18 protein-coding genes are annotated in these 18,342 nt (G+C 63.3%); 9 read left to right on the forward strand and 9 right to left on the reverse strand.

All coding sequences use genetic code 11. From position 1 onward, the window contains the following. The 5 genes from DBR47_RS09375 to DBR47_RS09395 all read right to left on the reverse strand — a co-directional run bounded on the left by DBR47_RS09375 (position 1) and on the right by DBR47_RS09395 (position 3,755). A complete protein-coding gene (locus DBR47_RS09375; protein WP_124449266.1) occupies positions 1-798 on the reverse strand; it encodes an SDR family oxidoreductase in 798 nt (265 codons plus the stop codon). Next, positions 795-1,463, reverse strand: coding sequence for an LPS export ABC transporter periplasmic protein LptC (lptC, locus tag DBR47_RS09380; protein ID WP_231512210.1), 669 nt, complete (start codon positions 1,461-1,463; stop codon positions 795-797). The genes DBR47_RS09375 and lptC overlap by 4 nt, the downstream gene beginning before the upstream one ends. Positions 1,464-1,531: 68 nt before the next feature. Continuing rightward, positions 1,532-2,122 carry an HAD family hydrolase gene (locus tag DBR47_RS09385; protein ID WP_124449270.1) on the reverse strand — a complete coding sequence of 197 codons (591 nt, stop codon included), beginning with the start codon at positions 2,120-2,122 and terminating at the stop codon, positions 1,532-1,534. Further along, a complete protein-coding gene (locus DBR47_RS09390) occupies positions 2,122-3,111 on the reverse strand; it encodes an SIS domain-containing protein (protein WP_197046962.1) in 990 nt (329 codons plus the stop codon). Before DBR47_RS09390 ends, DBR47_RS09385 begins: the two co-directional genes overlap by 1 nt. A 74-nt stretch (positions 3,112-3,185) precedes the next feature. Next, a complete protein-coding gene (locus DBR47_RS09395; RefSeq protein WP_124449272.1) occupies positions 3,186-3,755 on the reverse strand; it encodes a TetR/AcrR family transcriptional regulator in 570 nt (189 codons plus the stop codon). Between the two features lie 144 nt (positions 3,756-3,899). Between DBR47_RS09395 and DBR47_RS09400 the strand changes: the two genes are divergently transcribed. The 3 genes from DBR47_RS09400 (at position 3,900) to DBR47_RS09410 (ending at position 5,496) form a co-directional block, all read left to right on the forward strand. After that, entirely contained in the window at positions 3,900-4,415 is a 516-nt protein-coding gene (locus DBR47_RS09400) for an HPP family protein (RefSeq protein ID WP_124449274.1), read from the forward strand. Positions 4,416-4,502: 87 nt separating this feature from the next. Beyond that, positions 4,503-5,084 carry a DJ-1/PfpI family protein gene (locus DBR47_RS09405; RefSeq protein ID WP_124449276.1) on the forward strand — a complete coding sequence of 194 codons (582 nt, stop codon included), beginning with the start codon at positions 4,503-4,505 and terminating at the stop codon, positions 5,082-5,084. A 34-nt stretch (positions 5,085-5,118) separates the two neighbouring features. Continuing rightward, the gene (locus DBR47_RS09410) at positions 5,119-5,496 is read left to right on the forward strand and encodes a ribbon-helix-helix domain-containing protein (protein ID WP_124449278.1); all 378 of its coding nucleotides are present in this window, start codon (positions 5,119-5,121) and stop codon (positions 5,494-5,496) included. 84 nt (positions 5,497-5,580) lie between these two features. Here DBR47_RS09410 and DBR47_RS09415 read toward each other — a convergent pair whose 3' ends face one another. Then, positions 5,581-6,852, reverse strand: a complete 1,272-nt coding sequence (locus DBR47_RS09415; RefSeq protein ID WP_124449280.1) for a Glu/Leu/Phe/Val dehydrogenase — start codon at positions 6,850-6,852, stop codon at positions 5,581-5,583. A gap of 934 nt (positions 6,853-7,786) precedes the next feature. Between DBR47_RS09415 and DBR47_RS09425 the strand changes: the two genes are divergently transcribed. The 3 genes from DBR47_RS09425 to DBR47_RS09435 all read left to right on the forward strand — a co-directional run bounded on the left by DBR47_RS09425 (position 7,787) and on the right by DBR47_RS09435 (position 10,939). Beyond that, complete coding sequence (locus DBR47_RS09425) at positions 7,787-9,007, forward strand: DUF262 domain-containing protein (RefSeq protein WP_124449284.1); 1,221 nt, start codon at positions 7,787-7,789, stop codon at positions 9,005-9,007. Further along, the gene (locus DBR47_RS09430) at positions 8,985-10,118 is read left to right on the forward strand and encodes a DUF3696 domain-containing protein (protein WP_124449286.1); all 1,134 of its coding nucleotides are present in this window, start codon (positions 8,985-8,987) and stop codon (positions 10,116-10,118) included. The genes DBR47_RS09425 and DBR47_RS09430 overlap by 23 nt, the downstream gene beginning before the upstream one ends. 122 nt (positions 10,119-10,240) lie before the next feature. Further along, entirely contained in the window at positions 10,241-10,939 is a 699-nt protein-coding gene (locus DBR47_RS09435; protein WP_231512211.1) for a DUF4160 domain-containing protein, read from the forward strand. Between the two features lie 586 nt (positions 10,940-11,525). Here DBR47_RS09435 and DBR47_RS09440 read toward each other — a convergent pair. The 3 genes from DBR47_RS09440 to DBR47_RS09450 are packed head-to-tail and all read right to left on the reverse strand — an operon-like array spanning position 11,526 to position 14,694. Then, positions 11,526-12,743: an ABC transporter permease gene (locus DBR47_RS09440; RefSeq protein WP_231512212.1), complete on the reverse strand. Its 1,218-nt coding sequence runs from the start codon at positions 12,741-12,743 to the stop codon at positions 11,526-11,528. Then, positions 12,740-13,462, reverse strand: coding sequence for an ABC transporter ATP-binding protein (locus DBR47_RS09445; RefSeq protein WP_231512213.1), 723 nt, complete (start codon positions 13,460-13,462; stop codon positions 12,740-12,742). The genes DBR47_RS09440 and DBR47_RS09445 overlap by 4 nt, the downstream gene beginning before the upstream one ends. Beyond that, positions 13,459-14,694 (reverse strand): efflux RND transporter periplasmic adaptor subunit, encoded by a 1,236-nt coding sequence (locus tag DBR47_RS09450; RefSeq protein ID WP_231512214.1) that lies wholly within the window; start codon positions 14,692-14,694, stop codon positions 13,459-13,461. The genes DBR47_RS09445 and DBR47_RS09450 overlap by 4 nt, the downstream gene beginning before the upstream one ends. A gap of 183 nt (positions 14,695-14,877) precedes the next feature. Here DBR47_RS09450 and DBR47_RS09455 point away from each other — a divergent pair, with 183 nt between their 5' ends. The 3 genes from DBR47_RS09455 (at position 14,878) to DBR47_RS09465 (ending at position 18,304) form a co-directional block, all read left to right on the forward strand. After that, positions 14,878-15,426 carry a GNAT family N-acetyltransferase gene (locus DBR47_RS09455; protein ID WP_124449292.1) on the forward strand — a complete coding sequence of 183 codons (549 nt, stop codon included), beginning with the start codon at positions 14,878-14,880 and terminating at the stop codon, positions 15,424-15,426. Positions 15,427-15,449: 23 nt separating this feature from the next. Beyond that, positions 15,450-17,447 carry a cation:proton antiporter gene (locus DBR47_RS09460; RefSeq protein WP_124449294.1) on the forward strand — a complete coding sequence of 666 codons (1,998 nt, stop codon included), beginning with the start codon at positions 15,450-15,452 and terminating at the stop codon, positions 17,445-17,447. Between the two features lie 176 nt (positions 17,448-17,623). Then, on the forward strand, positions 17,624-18,304 hold the full coding sequence (locus DBR47_RS09465) for a hypothetical protein (RefSeq protein ID WP_124449296.1): 681 nt from the start codon (positions 17,624-17,626) through the stop codon (positions 18,302-18,304). The last annotated feature ends 38 nt before the right edge of the window (positions 18,305-18,342 follow it).

The raw sequence follows: 18,342 nt of genomic DNA on the forward strand, positions 1-18,342 counted from the left end.
TCAGGACTCGCCGGCGCGGTGCTTGCGTGGGCGGCCGCTCAAGGCGCGGTCAAACAAGGCATTGGGCAGCAGGCGCAAAAGCCGGGCCACCACGCCCATCTGCCAGGGGATGACGCGGAAGCTGGCGCCCGCATGAATCGCGTCGAAGGCCTTCTTGGCAAAGGCCTCGGGCTGCATCAAGAAGGGCATGCTGTAGCGGTTCTCGCGCGTCAACGGGGTGTCGATATAGCCCGGCGCAATGGTCACCACCTTGACACCAAAGGGCCGGCACTCGCCGCGCAGGCTTTCGCAATAGCTGATGACGGCCGCCTTGCTGGAGCAATAAGCCGCATGGCCGGGCAGGCCGCGGATGCCGGCCACGCTGGCGATGCCGACGAGGCTGCCGCTGCCGCGTGCGTTCATGGCCGCGACAAAGGGCTGGAAGGTGGCGGCCAGGCCGATATTGTTGGTGGCGTAGACGCGCTGCATCACTGCCAGGTCTTCGAAGATGGCCGTGTCCATGCCGATGCTGATGCCGGCGTTGGCGATCACCACATCGGGCAGGCCCTGGGCCGCGATGCAGCGCTGGCCGGCTCCGGCGATCGCTTCCACATCGCAGACGTCGGCGCCGTAGATGGCATAGCGCTCGGCACTCAAACCCTGCGCCTCGGCCCAAGCCTGCAACTCTGCCGTGCGCCTCGCCACCAAGGCCAAGCGCCAGCCGCTGCGGTAGTACTGCAAGGCCAGGGCCTGACCGATGCCGCTGGAGGCGCCGGTGATGTAGACCAGGGGCGTGGTGGATTTGGCGCTTGAACTCATGGCTGCTGACCTGCTGGCTTGCTGCTCACCGGGCCACGTATGGCGCGCCCGGCCAGCGAGCTGAATTGGGCGCGGGTCTGGCCGCTGAAGCTGAGCTTGCCGCTCAGATTGTTGTACTCAAAGCCCTGTGCCTGGATCTGGCCATTGGCATAGCTGATCTGCATGGGCACGTGAGATTTCAAGACCTCGGTGTTGACAAAGGCGTGCAGGAACTCGCCGCGCATCTCCAGCTTGGGTTTGGCCTGCGCCTCGCCATTGGGCAGCACATCAAAGCGCTGCACATGGACGGCGCCCAGCAGCTGGATCTCGCTGGCATCCCCGTTGGCCAGGGCGCGGCCGGCGCTGGCCAGGGTCAGGCTGCCATCGGCGGCCACGGCGCGCAAGCGTATGCCGTCGATCTCCAGCGTGTCGGTATCCGGGAAGTGGCGCATCTCGCTGCCCTGCACATGGACGCGCAGCTTGCCGTCGGCACCGACCCGCTGCAGATCGAAGTTGCGCATGCGGTAGTCGAACTCATGGCGCAGCGGCGCGGCCTCTTTGGGCGCGTCGGGCTTGGGCGTGTTCTTCAGCAGCCACCAGGTGAAGCTGGCCAGCAAGGCCATCAGGATCAGGGGCAGATAGGACGAGAGCAAGGCCTGGATGCGCCAGCTCAGCGGCTGCTTCACAAGCGGCGTCAGCCGAGGCCGGGCGGGCTGCAGGCCCGCGGGCGTCGGCGTGGAAGCGGGACTGCCCATCAGGGCGCGCCCCCGTCCAAGGTATCCAGATGGCTGTTCAGCAGCGATTGGTAACGGCCGCTGGCTTGCAAAATCAGGTCGCAACACTCGCGCGCCGCCCCATGGCCGCCAGCGGCCTGGGTGATGTGGTGGGCCACGGCCTTGACCTCGGCATGGGCTTGCGCCGGTGCGCAGGCAAAACCGGCGCGCGTCATCAGGGGCAGATCGGGCCAGTCATCGCCCATGGCCGCCACCTCAGCCCAGGCTAGGCCCAGGCTGGCCAGCAGGGGCGTTGCCACGGCCAGCTTGTCCTTGGCGCCGTAAACGGCATGGCGCAGGCCCAGATCGGCCACGCGCCGACGCACGGCGGGCGAATCACGCCCGGTGATGATGATGGGGGTGATGCCGGCTTGGTCCAGCAGCTTGAGGCCATGGCCGTCCAGGGTGGAGAAGGCCTTGAAGCTCTCACCCGCCTCGCTGATATAGATGCGGCCATCGGTCAGCACGCCGTCCACATCGAAGATGGCGGCCTTCAGACCCAGGCCGGGGCCTTGGGCCTTGAGCAGGAGTTCGGGCGAGAAACGCAGAGCAGCTTGCAGCGTGACTGACATCAGATCACCTTGGCGCGCATCAAATCATTGATGGTGATGGCGCCTTGCAGCTGCCGCGTCTCATCCACCACCAGCACGACGGTGATGCGGGCCGCTTCCATCAGATCGGCCGCGTCCACGGCCAGGGCTTCGGCGGAAACGGTGCGGGGGTTCTTGGAGGCGACCTGACCGGCGGTCAAATCGCGCAGAACCTGGCCCTTCTCGACCAGACGACGCAAATCGCCGTCGGTGAAGATGCCTTGCACCCGGTCTTGCGCATCGACCACGATGGCCACGCCCAAGGCCTTGGCGGACATCTCGCGCATCATGTCGGTGAAGGGCAGCTCGGGCGCCACGCGGGGCAGCTCGGCGCCACTGCGCATCAGGTCACGCACATGGGTCAGCAGCTTGCGGCCCAGCGCCCCACCGGGGTGGGAGCGGGCAAAGTCCTCTGGCTTGAAGCCGCGTGCATCGAGCAAGGCCACGGCCAGGGCATCGCCCAGGGCCATCTGGGCCGTGGTGCTGGCGGTGGGAGCCAGATTGAGCGGGCAGGCCTCCTCGGCCACAAAGCTGTCCAACACGATGTGGGCGTGCTTGGCCAGGCTGGATTCGGCGCGGCCCGTCATGGCCACGATGGTCACGCCCAGGCGCTTGAGCACGGGTAGCACGGCGTTGAGCTCATCGCTCTCGCCCGAGTTGGACAGGGCCAGCACCACATCACCGGGCGTCACCATGCCCAGATCGCCATGGCTGGCCTCGGCCGGGTGGACGAAGAGCGAGGGCGTGCCGGTGGACGCCAGGGTGGCGGCGATCTTGCGGCCCACATGGCCGCTCTTGCCCATGCCCATCACGGCCACACGGCCGCCGCAATTGAGCACCGCCTGCACGGCGGCCACAAAGGACGCACCCAGGCGCGGGCCCATGGCCGTCAGCGCAGCGGCCTCGATGCTCAGGGCTTTTTGGCCCATTTGGATGGCGCGGGCCGTGTCTAGAGAGGGGGCGTTGTTCATGGGCGGAAGTATATCGAGGGCACCTCTGGGGGCGGGGCCAGTCTGGGCTCTGCCCGGGCCTGTTTTACTCAGGCCTAAGCCCGATGGGCGGTTTTTCTGCGCTTGCCCAGCAGCTGCGCCGCCATGGCCCGCGCCTGAGCCAGCAAGTCTTCGTCCGGCCCCGAGACCTGGGCCGCCACCGTCAAGCCCTCGCCCAGCAAAAAGAGCTGGGCCGCGGCCTGGGATGGCTCGGCCAGACCGGCTTCGGCGCAGACCTGGGTCAGGTAGTCGCGCAGGCCCTGCTTGTGCTCGGCCGCGATGGCATGGCTGAGGTCGGCCAGATCGGGGTACTCGGCCGCCGCATTGATGAAGGCGCAGCCGTGGAAGCCCGGCTCCCGCGTCCAGTCCTCGATGAAGTCCAGATAGCTCAGCGGCCGCTCGGCCACCGGCACCGCCTCCAGGCGGCTGCGCAAGCCGTCCATAAAGCATTGATCGCGTTGGCGCAGGGCGGCTTGCACCAGCGCCTCCTTGGTGGGGAAGTAGCGGTACAGCGTCTTCTTGGTCAGCTGGGCCTCTTGGCTGAGCTGGTCCACCCCGGTGGCATGAAAGCCCTGGCGGTAGAACAAGGCCATGGCGCTGTCCAGCAATTGGTCGTACTTCTTCATTGCAGAGGGAGTCGAAGCGATGGAGCGAGTATCCCTTCCCAAGCGACAAAAGTAAACCGATCGGTTGACCGAGGTATACCGATCTGTTTACTATTCCGGCATTCGCTCACTCACCCACCCTCACCGCACTCGAAAGCAATAGCCATGTTCAGCCACCACCTCCTGCTCCGCTTAGGCCGTTCGGCCGCCCCGGCCCGCCCCTCGCTGGGCTTTGTGCTCAGTTCCGCCCTGGGCGCTGCCCTGGCCATCAGCCTGACGGGCTGGCTGAGCCTGGCCAGCGGCCACCCCTGGTTGATGGCGCCCTTTGGTGCCAGCTGCGTGCTGGCTTTTGGGCTGCCGGACAGCCCCCTGGCCCAGCCGCGCAGCATTGTGCTGGGTCATCTGCTGTCCAGCCTGGCGGGCCTGCTGGTCCTGCACTTCATCGGCAACAACCTCTGGGCGGCCGGCTTGGCCGTGGGCCTGGCCCTGGCCTTGATGCAGCTCAGCCGCAGCGTCCACGCGCCGGCCGGTGCCGACCCGCTGGTGCTGTTCGCTGGCCAGACGGCCTCCTTGCAATTTTTGCTGACCCCGGTGTTGGCCGGGGCGCTGAGCATCGTGGCCCTGGCCTGGCTGCTCAACAACGCCAGGCAGCGCGGCAGCTACCCGCGTTACTGGTGGTAATCCGGGGCATTGCAATAGTCGGCTGTTACCTGCCCAGGGGTGCTGCTTTCCACAATCGGCTCACACCCACAACGCTTGGAGACCGTGATGACTGGAAAGAAGCTGCTGATGCTGGTCGGCGACTATGCCGAAGACTACGAAACCATGGTGCCCTACCAAACCCTGCTGGCCGTGGGCCACAGCGTGGACGCGGTCTGCCCCGAGAAGAAGGCGGGTGAGCACATCTTGACCGCCATCCACGACTTCGAGGGCGCGCAGACCTATTCCGAAAAACCCGGCCACCGCTTTGTGCTCAACGCCACCTTCGCCGACATCCAGGCCGAGGACTATGCCGCGCTCGTCATTCCCGGCGGCCGCGCGCCCGAGTACCTGCGCACCATGCCCGGCGTGCTGGCCCTGGTGCGGCACTTCGCGCAGAGCGGCAAGCCGATTGCCGCCGTCTGCCACGGTGCGCAACTGCTGGCGGCGGCGGGCGTGATTCGCGGCAAGCGCATCTCGGCCTACCCGGCCTGCGCCGCCGAGGTGGAGCTGGCCGGCGCCAGCTATGCCGAGATCGCGGTAGACCAGGCCGTCACCGATGGCCAGTTCGTCACCGCCCCGGCCTGGCCCGCCCATCCGGCCTGGCTGGCGCAGTTCCTGGCCCTGCTGGGCACGCGGATCAGCCACTGAGCCGAGAATAAGCCCTCACCCGCCGGAGCCAGCCATGTGCGAAGTCTTCATCAGCGCCAATCCCGAGTCTTATGAATCGCGCACCCGCTCGGTTCGTCTGCACGGCGTGATCACCAGCATCCGGCTGGAAAACCTGCACTGGGAGGTGCTGGAAGAAATCGGCCGACGCGACGGCATGAGCGTCACCCAGCTGATCGAAAAACTCTACGACGAGCTGGTGCAGGCGCGCGGCGCGGTGGGCAATTTCGCCTCCTTCTTGCGCGTCAGCGCTCTGCGCTACATGGCCTTGCAGGCACGCCAGCGCATCCCCACCGACCTGAGCGTGGCCATTCGCTCGCTGGAGCCTCACCAGGTCTTGCAAGACCTGCCCGCCAGCTGGGCCAGCCCAGCGCAGCGGGTGAGGCTGGGCTAAGCCGCGCGCGCTCTTGCCAAACGACAAAAGGCCCTCACGGGCCTTTTGTTTTGGTGCAGCAATCCGTCGAGGATCAGCACTAGATCAGGGATACAAGCCGCGCTCTTCACGCGCTTCCAGCACCCGGGTGCAAGCCACCACGAAGGCGGCGGTGCGCAGCGAGATCTTGTGATGTTCGCTGGTGTCCCAGATGTGCTTGAAGGCGCCGGTGATGATCTTGTCCAGGCGGACATTGATCTCGTCTTCGGTCCAGAAGAAGGAGCTGAAGTCCTGCACCCACTCGAAGTAGGACACGGTCACGCCACCCGAGTTGGCGATCACATCGGGCACGACGACGATGCCACGGTCGGCCAGCACGGCGTCGCCGTCGGGCGTGGTCGGGCCGTTGGCGCCTTCCAGCACCAGGCGGGTCTGCAGGCCTTCGGCGCGTTCCTTGCTGATCTGGCCTTCCAGTGCGGCCGGGATCAGAACGTCGCTCTTGACCTTCCAGAAGTCCTCATTCGCAATGCGGTCACCGCCCGAGAAGCCGCCCACGCCGCCGGTCTTGGCCACATGGTCCAGCAGGTTTTGCATATCAAAACCACGCTCGTTCAGGATGGTGCCGGTGTGGTCTTGCACCGCCACGATCTTGGCACCCGCAGCAGCGAACAGCTTGGCGGCGATGGAGCCCACATTGCCGAAACCTTGCACGGCGATGCGTGCGCCTTCCATCTCGATGTTCAGGCGGCGCATGGCTTCACGGCCGATCACGAACACACCACGGCCGGTCGCCTGCACACGGCCCAGCGAACCACCCAGGGCGATGGGCTTGCCCGTCACCACGCCGGTGGAGGTGGCGCCGGTGTTCATCGAGTAGGTGTCCATCATCCAGGCCATGATCTGGCCATTGGTATTGACGTCAGGCGCGGGGATGTCTTGCTGCGGGCCGATGATGATGCCGATCTCGCTGGTGTAACGGCGCGTTACTTTCTCCAGCTCCTTCATCGACAAGGTCTTGGGATCCAGGCGGATGCCGCCCTTGGCGCCACCGTAAGGCAGGTTGACGGCCGCGTTCTTGATCGTCATCCAGGCCGACAGCGCCATCACTTCTTCCAGCGTCACGTCGGGGTGATAACGCACGCCGCCCTTGCCCGGGCCACGCGTCAGGCTGTGCTGCACGCGGTAGCCTTCATAGTGAGCGATGGTGCCGTTGTCCAACTCGATGGGGATGTCGACGATCAGCGCACGCTTGGGGCGGCGCAGGGTCTCAACCCAACGCGCCAGATTGCCGAGGTAAGGCTCCACCGCGTCGATCTGCGACAAATACGTGCCCCAGGGGCTGTTGCGGGTCGGCGAAACGAAGGACAAATTGGGCATGTAATGCTCCGTAACTTTTGATGGCCCGAACGGTATCAAGACTTGACCCTGTCCGGCCCCAAAGTCCGAAGCCGAGTGCACATGCGGCTATGCGGCTTGCGCATAGGGTGGGTGCGGCGGCCTATTAGCCGCGGCTTTCGCACAAGTGGTTCGCCTGTTGCACCTCTGGGCCGGCGCAGATTGACCAAAGCATGCGCCCGGGAACGTGGACAGGAGGGAGGCGACTTGGTGCCCAAAGACGAAGTTGCACGAACTTCGGCTACAGGCTGGTTGCTGCCGGTCAGGACTGGCGGCCGAATGGCTGCCGCCGCCGGAACCGGCCCATCGTTGTCCGGCCGCTGTAAATTCAAAGCTGTCGCACATCGCCGAGCGCCCGGCAAGTTCCCGCCCCACAAGGCGTGTAAACGAGAACGGGCAAGACCGCCAACAGCCTGAATCCATGTCGCTCGTGAGCCTTATGCAAGGCTTGGCAATGTCCCGGTACCCAACGTCACGCCGGGACGTTCGCGCTCAGGTTGCCGAGGCCTACTGCATCTGTTCATTCCGAAGGAATGCCAGGGTAGACTGACGACCCTTGAAGACGACTCTAGGCGACATGGCCGACGCAGTGCACCAGGACAAAGAACCATGGGTGGCAGCAGAACAGGTAGCAGGCAAATGAGGACCGTTTATTGCTGGCGGGAGCACAAGGGCTTGCCGGCGCACAAAGTCGGTCTCCTTTGGAGGTTCCAGCTCTATGTGGTGGATGCGTGGGTACGAGCTGGCGGTGTTGGTGAAAGCGGCGAAGACCAAGGCGCAAGGGAAGCGCCATGAGCATGAACGAGGCGGATATCTTGATTGAACAAGTCACGCCCTTATCCACCGCAGGCCACGTGGGCTCAAGTGCAGCTGAGCGAGCCCAAGCATCCTGAACCACATCATAAGAAAGCTAGCCATGTCCGGACCAAAGACATACAGCGTGGGGGCCGATGAACCAGACGAACTCGTCGAGGGCGACGAATCCGATGCAAGCGGCTTGGACCCGGAGAGCGATGAAGGCTCTGAGATTGAGGTGCCGTTCGATCCGATGAAGATCGACATCATTGTCAAGGCAATGACGATTGGAAGCCTTGAGACAAGGCTAGAGAACGAGGAATTAGACCTTACACCAGACTTCCAGCGGCAAGCCAACGTGTGGAATTACAAGCGAAAGTCGAGACTCATCGAATCGATCTTCTTGCGGATCCCTCTGCCTTCTTTCTACTTCAGTGAGGACAGCGAAGGCACCTATTCCGTGGTTGATGGACTTCAGCGCCTTTGCGCCATCTTTCACTTTATGAAGCCGAGGGCGTTGGCGGCCGCAACTGGCGTGAAACTAGCGCCCCTCGAGCTGCAGGATCTGCAGTACCTCAAGGAGCTAAATGGCAAGACCTTCGACGAATTGGATCGCAAGTTCCAGCGGCGCATTTCAGAGCTTGAAATAACTGCGAACGTCATTCGTGCTAACACTCCGCCAGCAGTGAAGTTCAATGTCTTCGCTCGTCTGAATCAAGGGGGCATGCCACTAAATGCCCAGGAGATTCGAAATGCGATCTTCCCTGGCGTTTGGAGAAAGAAGATCAAGGCACTGGCTGAGAGCGAAGCCTTCCGAAAGGCGACAGACGGTAAGGTACGAACGGAGCGCCAGCAAGATGTTGAACTTGTGCTGCGCTTTATTGCGCTATGGCAGCTTGGGGCGCCTTTCCAGCGTCCTGCGAATCAGACACTTGACGAGTTTTTGAATGCGGTTGTCGAGGAACAGCTTTCTCAGTGGTCTGACGGAATGTGGCAAGACGCGGGGAATGCCTTTATCCACTCGATCGAAGCTACCCGATCGGTCTTTGGCAAACACGCGTTTCGCAAGAGCGTGCCTGGTCAGCGGCGGCGACCTATCAACCGAGGACTTTTCGAGTCGCAACTTGTCGTATGCGGAATCCTTAGCCCCGAAAATCTTCAGAAGGTGCAACTCAGACGGGACCTCGTTGAGATGAAGTTTGCCGAGGCGCTGGACAGCGATGGTGACTTCATTCAGTCGTTGCTGTATGCCACGGGGTCGGCCACTGCATCAAATATCCGAATCAAAACTCTGGCTGTGATCATGAACGAGGTGATAAATGCTGAGCTATCTGAAGCTTGAGAACTTCAAGTCAGCCAAGGATCTGGAGATTGACCTGCGCCCGCTCACTGTTCTCGCTGGTTTGAACGGATCAGGCAAAAGTTCAGTCCTACAGGCAGTGGCTCTACTGAAGCAAACACTGGATCAAGGCGAAGCGCCCAAGACGCTTCCTCTCCGAGGCGCACTTGTTCGACTAGGCCGCAGTGAGGATGTTCATTTTGAGGGCGCCGAAACTTCGAAGTTAGCGTTGGCGATTCGCTCCTCTGCGGGCCTCGTCCGATTCGTCAGTGCAGCCAAAGATGAAGCTGACACTCTGGAATTAACTGTCGAAGGCGACTGGGCGTTGCTTAAGCGTGAACTAGGCACTTGGTTTCAGTTCATTCAAGCTGATCGTATGACGCCTGCGCCGCAGTATGACCAAGCTAGTACGCCCGACCAACAGCGAGGCTGGCTGGGTTGTCGTGGTGAGTTCACTGTCGACTATCTTCAGCGAAACGAAGGTAAGCGCGTAACAGACGGACGACTTTGCCCCGGCGATGTTTTCAAGTTAGATGCGGCTCTTCTAAGGCTGATAGCGCCCACGCCAAGGCTTGGCGACCAGACTGCTGCGTGGCTGCAGATGCTCAGTCCAGGTGTTCGTCTGAGGGCGATTCCCGTAGACCTCGCTGATGCAACGTCGCTTCGATTCCAATACACCAGTACCGATATTGCATCCAGTACCCGGGAGCATCGGCCCTCAAACGTGGGCTTCGGCTTAACCTACTCCCTGCCGATCATCGTCGCGTGCCTAGCCGCAGAATCTGGCGCCATATTGCTGCTTGAGAACCCCGAGGCGCACCTTCATCCAAGGGGCCAAGCTGCGCTTGGACGGCTTCTTGCCATGTGCTGCGCCGATGGAGTTCAGATAATTGTCGAAACGCACAGCGATCACTTGTTGAATGGCATACGGGTTGCAGTAAAGCAGAAAGCAATCGATGCAGATAGCGTCGCGCTGCACTACTTCCAGCGCGAAATTCTTAGTGGCGAAAGTCAGACTGAGTCCCCTAGGATACTTCCTGACGGACAACTGGACAGGTGGCCTGAAGGGTTCTTTGACCAGTGGGACAAGAGCTTAGACGCCCTGCTGGACTAAGGGCATTTTCAATGTCCGATCGACTCCTACTACTGCACTGGAACGAGATCTCAGTTCCGCAGAATGCAACACCCGAAGACCTCGAAACTAATCCGCGATGGCCTAAATTGGCCCGTAGCGCTATGGATGAGTTCTTCAAGGCCCAAAAGTTGCGTCCAGATGTGCGAATCTCGTTTTCGCGCGGATTCTTCCACGGCATAGTGGCAGAAAGACCGTTCCTAAGTTGGCTGGAACTGTGGCTCGGCAAGGAGCGGGCCCAAAAGCTAAAGGGACGAGCAGTTCAGCCCATGCAGCAAGGGGTGCCGCCATTCGCAGAGCTTGACTGTGAGCTCTCCGTTCTTGGAAGGCCGGGCGAGGGAGTCACTCGAGCACATCTGGCTGACACCTGGGCCTGGAGTTTGGCACTTCCTGAGACCGGGGCAATCGATTCGATGATCCGGGCTGATAGGGTATCCGTTGAACATGACCAAGTCACTGAGGTTGAAGTGCGCAACTTGGCGTCTGACCCGCACGCCGAGAACTGGGCAGATGAATTCTCAACATGGGGCCAGACCGTCTCAGCCAATCACGTTATTGCTCAGGTTGATGGTCTTCTGTTCATCATGTATCCACTTGACCATGGTCACCCTCACCTTCACGTGCACGCTCAAGACGATAGTTCACTGAATGCAAAGTATCGGGTCGACAAGTTCGAGGCGTTAACGAGCCGAAATCCAGCGGGGCTGGACGCAAAGATGGGTGCGTGGATAGCCGAACATCGGAATGCCCTGCTTAAGTCTTGGGAGCGTTGTCAAGCAGGCAAGTTCCCCCTCAAGCTCTGAGCATGCGCATTCGCTACCACTTAGTGACCGGCGCGCCTACGTGCATAACTACAGATCAACAGGCCATTCTGACCAACCGGGCCAAACAAGTTTGACCAACTGCAGAGTCCAGTCTTGCTGACCACCCATGCCGGCGATGAGAGGTCGACTTGCCGAGCGCTGCCGTCGGGCTAAGCCCGGAAATGGCGGTACCGCCAGTCCAGGTAGCGGCTAGGCTGTCGGGGGCGGTTTGCTTTCCAGATCACACGAGGCCTACAACTGCGCCACCTCGTCCTGCGGCCGTTCGGACTCGCGGAGGCCACACGGCCCATGCCCGCTTTGGGGTAGTAACCGTGAGTACGTCCGCCACCGGTCAGCGTCGACAGCCGCTGCAGAGCTGACTTCCAAGCTTGAGTGTGAACTTCGCTTTGGGAACCCCCATCCGGCTATGGATATTTAAACGGCCACAGAGAACTTCATCCCGTCAGCGGGCACAGCGATCGCAGCCTTGGAATTCCCAGTCATGCTTAGGTGGGGCATGGACTGAGTCATTTCCGACCGGACCCTCCAGGCATGCGGCCCAAAGCGAAATGGCAGCCAAGCGCCATCAATCCTGCCTCAAACACTCAATCGGCAACAGCTTGGACGCCCTTCTCGCCGGGTAGTAGCCGAAGAAGATGCCCACCGCGCTGGCAAAGCCCACGGCCACCAGGATGTGTTTGAAGGCCAGCACCATCTCGAACTTGCCGGTGGCGTTGACGCCGGCCACGCCCAGGGCTGCAAGGCCTAGGCCGATCAGGCCGCCCAGGACGCAGAGCAACACGGCTTCGCCCAGGAACTGCCACAGCACATCGCGCGGCTTGGCACCGATGGCCATGCGGATGCCGATTTCGCGTACCCGCTCGCTCACACTGACCAGCATGATGTTCATGATGCCGATGCCGCCCACCAGCAGGGAGATGGCGCCGATCACGCCCAGGCCTAGCGACAAGCCCGTGCCGATGGCCGCGCCGGTCTTGGCGATGCTGGCCAGGTCGGTGATGGCGAAGTCGTCCAGCTTGTCGCCGGTGATGCGGTGGCGGTCGCGCAGCAGCTCGGCCACGTCGAGCTTGGCGTCTTCCATGCCGCTGGCGTCTTTGACCTGCAGGCTGATGTAGTGCACCAGGCCGGGCCGGGCCAGGCGCAAGGGCATGGCGCTGATGGGCACCAGCACCAGCTCGCCCAGCTCGGTGCCGTCCAGGGTGCGGCCTGAGCCGCCCATCACGCCGATGATGGTGAAGGGCTGGCCGTCCATGCGCAGCACTTGGCCCAAAGGGTCGCGGCCCGCGTAATGGGTTTGCGCCAGCTTGGAACCGATCACCACCACCCGGTTCGCGGCCTGCACATCGCGCTCATCCAGGGCCACGCCGGACTCCACCCGCCAGTTGCGCAGGGTGATCATGGCGGGCGTCACGCCCAACACGGTTTGGTTGCTATTGCTGTCGCCGTATTGCAGCTGGAAGAAGCCTTGCAATGCCGGCGCGGCGCCCTTGAGCGAGGGCAGCTTGGCCAGGGCGCGGGCGTCGTCCACGGTGAGGTTGGGCACCTCACCGCTGCGCCGGCGCACGCCGCCGCCGTCCACCGGCGTGCCTGGCTGCACGATGAGCTGGTTGCTGCCCAGCACCGAGAGTTCTTTGTCGATGAAGTTGCGCACGCCGTCGCCCACGCTGAGCATCATCAGCACCGAGGCAATGCCGATCACCACGCCCAGCATGGTCAGGGCACTGCGCAGGCGGTTGGCGTTCAGGGAGCGCAGGGCTTCGAGGAAAACTTGGGCTGCGTTCATAGGTGGGCCTGTTCTGAGGGGGCGCCATCAAAGGCGACTCGCCCGTCTTTCAAACGCACCAGGCGCTTGGCTTGCAGGGCCACATCGGGCTCGTGGGTGACCAAGACGATGGTCAGGCCCATCTCGCGGTTGAGCCGCTCCAGAATGGCCAGCACCTCGGTGGTGGTTTGGGTGTCCAGATTGCCGGTGGGCTCGTCGGCCAGGAGCAGGGGCGCCTCATTGGCGAGCGAGCGGGCAATCGCCACCCGCTGTTGCTGGCCGCCGCTCAACTGATTGGGCATGCGCTTGGCCAGCTGACCCAGGCCAACTTGGTCCAACAAGGTTTGCGCCCGGGCCCGCGCCAGGCTGCGACTCTTGCCCGCGTAAATCAGGGGCAGGGCCACGTTGTCGAGCACGCTCATGCGCTTGAGCAGATTGAAGCTCTGGAACACAAAGCCGATCTCGCGGTTGCGCAGGGTCGCGTGCTCGGCCGTGGAGAGTTGGCTGACGTCGCGCCCTTGCAGCAGCAGCTCACCGCCGTCGCAGCGATCCAGCAAACCCATCAGATTCATCAAGGTGCTCTTACCCGAGCCGCTGGAACCCATCAAGGCCAGGTAGTCGCCGCGCTGCACGGTCAGGTCGATGCCGTGCAGCACAGGCGTTATGACATCGCCCGTGCGGTAGCTCTTGGTGATGCCGCGCAGGGCCAGCACCGGAGAATTTTGGCTGGCACCGCTCACAAGCCGTCCTTATTGCCGTCCTTGAGGATGCGGCGGGTGATGACCGTATCGCCGCGCTTCAAATTGCCGCTGAGCAGTTCGGTGAACTTGGTGTTGGAGATGCCCACCGTGACCTCATGCGCGGTCAGTCGTTGATCCTTGTCCACCGTGTAGACCTTGTAGACGCGTGAGCTGCCGCGCAGGGTGGAGAGCACGCCGTCATCGTCCGGCCGGTTCAACGGCGCGGAGGCGGCGGCTGTGGCCGAGGCCGGCGCAGAGGCCGCGGAAGCGGAAGCACTGGCAGCAGCCGAGGCCTTCAACTCCTCCTCGGTCGGCACAAAGCGCAGGGCCGCCGTGGGCAGGCGCAAGGCCTTGGGGCGCTGGGCCACGACGATGCGGGTCTGGGCCGTCATGCCAGGCTTGAGCGAGCCGTCCTCGTTGGGCACATCGACGATCACCGTGTAAGTGACCACGCCTTGGGTATTGGTGGCGTTGAGGCGGAACTGCTGCACCTTGCCCTCGAACTCGCGGTTAGGAAAGGCATCCACCACAAAGCGCACCGCCTGGCCCTCGCGCAGCAGGCCCACATCGGCCTCGGAGACATTGGTCTGGATGACCATCTCGCGCAGGTCTTTGGCGATCAGGAACAGCTCGGGCGTCTGGAAGCTGGCGGCCACGGTCTGGCCCACGTCCACGCTGCGCTTGATCACGACGCCATCCACCGGCGAGCGGATCACGCTATTGCCCAGGTCCGTCTGGGCGGCGTCGAGTTGGGCGCGGCTGACCTCCACCTGGGCCAGGGCCGCGTCCAGCTCGCGCTTGCTCTGGTCGCGCTGAGGCAGGGACAAAAAGCCCTTGGCCACCAAGCCCTCGTTGCGCTCGAAGTTGCCGCGCGCAAACGCCACTTGCGCCTCGGCCGCCCGCATGCTGGCGCGGGCCTGGCGCACACGGGCCTCAAAGTTCGCCGGGTCCAGGCGTAGCAAAACCTGACCCTTCGTGACCTTGTCATTGAAGTCCACCAGGCGCTGGGCCACCGTGCCGCTGACCTGGGAGCCCACGGTCACCACCGTCACCGGCTGCAGATTGCCATTGGCCATCACCACCTGGGTGATGGCGCCTTCGTCGATCTCGCTGCTGCGGAACTGAGCGGGCTTGGGTGCATGAGCCGATTGCGACTTCATCCACCAGCCACCACCCCCCAGAACGGCCAAAGCAATCAGGCCTAGGCTCAGGCGTTTTTTAAGTCGAGTCAAAGCAAGCTCCAAAAAGGCAAAGGTTTCCAGCGTGCTGCAGTATCGTCGGGCTCGGGCGGGCTCACCCAAAGTCATGGTTCTTAGATACCCCAGGGTCAGGTCTTGCCCCCATCTCAGTGCTGATGCTTCAAATGCAAGAATGAAGGGTCAGATCTCACAAACCTATTGCCGGGAGGCTTGCCCATGGTTGTTCTCCACACCCCTCGCCTGCGTCTGGAGCCCTTGACGGACGCGCACCTCGAAGGCCTGCACCGGCTCAATAGCGACCCCGAGGTGATGCGCTACATCACCGGCAAGCCCGACACCCTGGCCGACACCCAGCTGATGATCGACCGGGTCAAGGCGCGCTGGGCCGAGTGGGGCTACTCCTGGTGGGGCTTTATCGAGCTGGCCACGGGCGAGCTGATAGGCGCGGGCTGCATCCAGCACTTGGGCCGGGTCAAGAGCGGGCCGCTGGAAATCGGCTGGCGCCTGCGGCGCGACCGCTGGCACCAGGGCTTTGCCTCCGAGGCCGCCGAACGCATGGCCGACTTCGCGTTTGAGGACCTGCAAGCCGAATCGCTGTGCGCTGTGCGTGACCCCGCCAACGCCGCCTCGGGCAAGGTGATGGAGCGGCTGGGCATGGGCTACACCGGCATCGAACACTGGTACGACCTGGACATGGCCCGCCACGATATGAGCCGCGCAGACTGGCTGCTAGCCCGCGAGCGGCGGCCCGGCCATCGGCACTGAGGCCCGGCGTTTAATATGGAGGCATGATCTCCTCCCTGGACCTCGCCCTGCTCTATCTGATCGCCGCCGTCCTGAGCGTGGTGGTCTGCCGCAGCCTCAAGCTGCCGCCCATGCTGGGCTATCTGGCCGCCGGTGTGTTGATCGGCCCGCATGCCCTGGCGCTGTCGGGCGACACGGCCGATGTGCACTATCTGGCCGAGTTCGGCGTGGTCTTCCTGATGTTTGTGATCGGGCTGGAGTTCAATCTGCCCAAGCTGCGCAGCATGCGCCATCTGGTCTTCGGCCTGGGCCTGCTGCAGGTGCTGCTCACCATTCTGGGCGCCATCTTCGGCAACTGGGCCCTGGACCATGTGTTCGCCTGGTTTGGCGTCGAGTGGGATCTGGGCTGGAAGGGCGCCCTGGTGCTGGGCGCGGCCATGGCCATGAGCAGCACGGCCATCGTCGTCAAGCTGATGGCCGAACGCCTGGAGCTGGAGAGCGAGCATGGCCGGCGCGTCATCGGCGTGCTGTTGTTCCAGGATTTGGCCGTCGTGCCCCTGTTGGTGATGATCCCGGCCCTGAACAGCAGCGGAGCTGAGATGGCACAAAGCCTGGCCTGGGCGACGCTGAAGGCCGGGGTCTTGCTCACGCTCTTGCTGGTGGGTGGGCAAAAAGTGATGCGCTGGTGGCTGACCCTCCTGGCCCGCCACAAGAGCGAAGAGCTGTTCATGCTCAACGTGCTCTTGGTGACTCTGGGCCTGGCCTGGCTGACCGAGCATGCGGGCCTGTCCCTGGCCCTGGGCGCTTTTGTGGCCGGCATGCTGATCGCCGAGACCGAGTACAAGCACCAGGTGGAAACGGACATCCGTCCCTTCCACGATGTGCTCTTGGGCCTGTTCTTCATCACCATTGGCATGAAGCTGGACTGGCGCCTGCTGCTGGCGCAATGGCCGCTGGTGCTGCTGCTCAGCACCTTGCCCATCCTGGCCAAGTTCGCCCTCATCACCGGCCTGGCCAAGCTGTTCAAGGCGCCCACCGGCGTCTCGCTGCGCACCGGCCTGTTTCTGGCCCAGGCAGGCGAGTTCGGCTTTGTGCTCTTGACCCTGGCCAGCCAGCACCAGCTGATCCCCGCGCAGTATGTGAGCCCGGTATTGGCCAGCATGGTGCTGTCGATGTTGGCCTCGCCCATCCTCATCATGTACAGCAACCGCATCGTGATGAAGCTGTCCAGCAGCGACTGGATGTTGCAGTCCCTGCAGCTGACCACCATTGCCAAGAAGGCGATCAAGGCGGACGCCCACGTCATCATCTGCGGCTACGGCCGCAGCGGGCAGAACCTGGCCCGCTTGCTGGAGGGCGAAGGCATTCCCTATATGGCCCTGGACCTGGACCCTGACCGGGTGCGCCAGGCCGCGGCGGCCGGCCAAAGCGTGGTGTTTGGCGACGCCGCTCGCCTGCAAAGCCTGATGGCCGCCGGCCTGGCCCGCGCCAGCGCCGTGGTGGTGAGCTACCCCGACACCGCCTCGGCCCTGAAGATCTTGCATCTGGTGCATTCGCATGCGCCGCAGGTGCCGGTGGTGGTGCGCACCATCGACGACAGCGATCTGGAGCGCCTGCGCGCCGCCGGTGCCACCGAGGTGGTGCCCGAGGCTATCGAGGGCTCGTTGATGCTGGCCAGCCATGCCCTGGCCCTGGTGGGCGTACCCATGCGGCGGGTGATTCGCCTGACCCGTGACGCGCGGGATGCGCGTTACGGCTTGCTGCGCGGCTACTTCCACGGCGCCGACGATGACAGTGCCGAGGACCACAACCACGCCCGCCTGCGCTCCGTCACCCTGCCCACGGCCAGTGCCTACGCCCAGCAAGCCCTGGGCATGCTCGCCCTGCATGCCACCGGCGTGTCGGTGGTGTCGGTGCGGCGGGCCAATGGCGCGGTGGTGCAGGCCATTGATGATTTGCTGCTGCATGGCGGTGACACCCTGGTGCTGTCGGGCGTGCCCGAGGCCTTGGCCTTGGCCGAAGAGAAGCTGCTGCGGGCGTAAAGGCGGGGCAAGCGGCATCAAAGCCGCGACAAAGCCGCGACAAAGCCGCTCGGGCTTGCGCATTTGTTCACACACAAGGCCTTGGCGGGGCCTAGAACCCCTGCGATAGGGGGTGACTGAGCGAGAGCTCCGGGCAGACACTGCGGTCAAGCCATCTGCAAGACCGGAGCCCCCCCGTGAAAACCGAATCCAAACTCCCCCGCCTCGCCGCCACCCTCAGCCTGCTGGCGGCCTGCGCTGGCGCACAGGCTTCACCGCTCACGCTCAGCGGTTTTTCCATGGGCTACGAGAACATCGACACCAGCATGTCCAATCTGGTCTCGGTCGGCCAGTTCAAGGGCAAGATGGACCTGGGTGCAGGCCCGGTGGACATCCTGACCTTCTGCACCGACATCTACCAGAGCTTCAACTGGAACACCAATTACGACTACACCTTGGTGGCCAATGGCTCGGCCAATGGCTTCACCGCGAAGCAGGCCGATCTGCTGGGCCGGCTCTACACCGAGGCCGGCGCCATCGACAGCACGACCAAGAGCGCGGCCTTCCAGCTCTCCATCTGGGAAATCCTCTACGACACCAATAACAGCCTGAGCCTGAGCAGCGGCAACTTCTCGCTGGACTCCGGCGGCAGCACCGCGGTGCGCAACCAGGCCTCGGCCTGGCTGGCGGGCTTGTCGGGCATCACCAGCAGCTATCAGGTGCAAAGGCTTTACAACGCCAACAGCCAGGATTTCATCGTCGCCAAAGAATCGCAAAAGCCCGATGCCAATCAGGTGCCCGAGCCCGCCGGCTTGGCCCTGGGCCTGACGGCCCTGGCCGCCATGGCCATGGTGCGCCGCCAAACACGCAAGTCTTGATCCCCTAAATCCCGGAATATGGGGTCAGAGTGATTTAA

The sequence above is a fragment of the Paucibacter sp. KBW04 genome (assembly GCF_003852425.1).
Lineage (GTDB): Bacteria > Pseudomonadota > Gammaproteobacteria > Burkholderiales > Burkholderiaceae_C > Paucibacter_A.

Bases quoted from the DNA above. Each gene is read 5' to 3' on its own strand.
- DBR47_RS09415 (WP_124449280.1), bottom strand. From the start codon at position 6,852: ATGCCCAATTTGTCCTTCGTTTCGCCGACCCGCAACAGCCCCTGGGGC.
- DBR47_RS09435 (WP_231512211.1), top strand. From the start codon at position 10,241: ATGGATGAGTTCTTCAAGGCCCAAAAGTTGCGTCCAGATGTGCGAATC.
- DBR47_RS09410 (WP_124449278.1), top strand. From the start codon at position 5,119: ATGTGCGAAGTCTTCATCAGCGCCAATCCCGAGTCTTATGAATCGCGC.
- DBR47_RS09400 (WP_124449274.1), top strand. From the start codon at position 3,900: ATGTTCAGCCACCACCTCCTGCTCCGCTTAGGCCGTTCGGCCGCCCCG.
- DBR47_RS09425 (WP_124449284.1), top strand. From the start codon at position 7,787: ATGTCCGGACCAAAGACATACAGCGTGGGGGCCGATGAACCAGACGAA.
- DBR47_RS09385 (WP_124449270.1), bottom strand. From the start codon at position 2,122: ATGTCAGTCACGCTGCAAGCTGCTCTGCGTTTCTCGCCCGAACTCCTG.
- DBR47_RS09460 (WP_124449294.1), top strand. From the start codon at position 15,450: ATGATCTCCTCCCTGGACCTCGCCCTGCTCTATCTGATCGCCGCCGTC.
- DBR47_RS09390 (WP_197046962.1), bottom strand. From the start codon at position 3,111: ATGAACAACGCCCCCTCTCTAGACACGGCCCGCGCCATCCAAATGGGC.
- DBR47_RS09375 (WP_124449266.1), bottom strand. From the start codon at position 798: ATGAGTTCAAGCGCCAAATCCACCACGCCCCTGGTCTACATCACCGGC.
- DBR47_RS09455 (WP_124449292.1), top strand. From the start codon at position 14,878: ATGGTTGTTCTCCACACCCCTCGCCTGCGTCTGGAGCCCTTGACGGAC.
- DBR47_RS09395 (WP_124449272.1), bottom strand. From the start codon at position 3,755: ATGAAGAAGTACGACCAATTGCTGGACAGCGCCATGGCCTTGTTCTAC.
- DBR47_RS09430 (WP_124449286.1), top strand. From the start codon at position 8,985: ATGCTGAGCTATCTGAAGCTTGAGAACTTCAAGTCAGCCAAGGATCTG.
- DBR47_RS09405 (WP_124449276.1), top strand. From the start codon at position 4,503: ATGACTGGAAAGAAGCTGCTGATGCTGGTCGGCGACTATGCCGAAGAC.
- DBR47_RS09440 (WP_231512212.1), bottom strand. From the start codon at position 12,743: ATGAACGCAGCCCAAGTTTTCCTCGAAGCCCTGCGCTCCCTGAACGCC.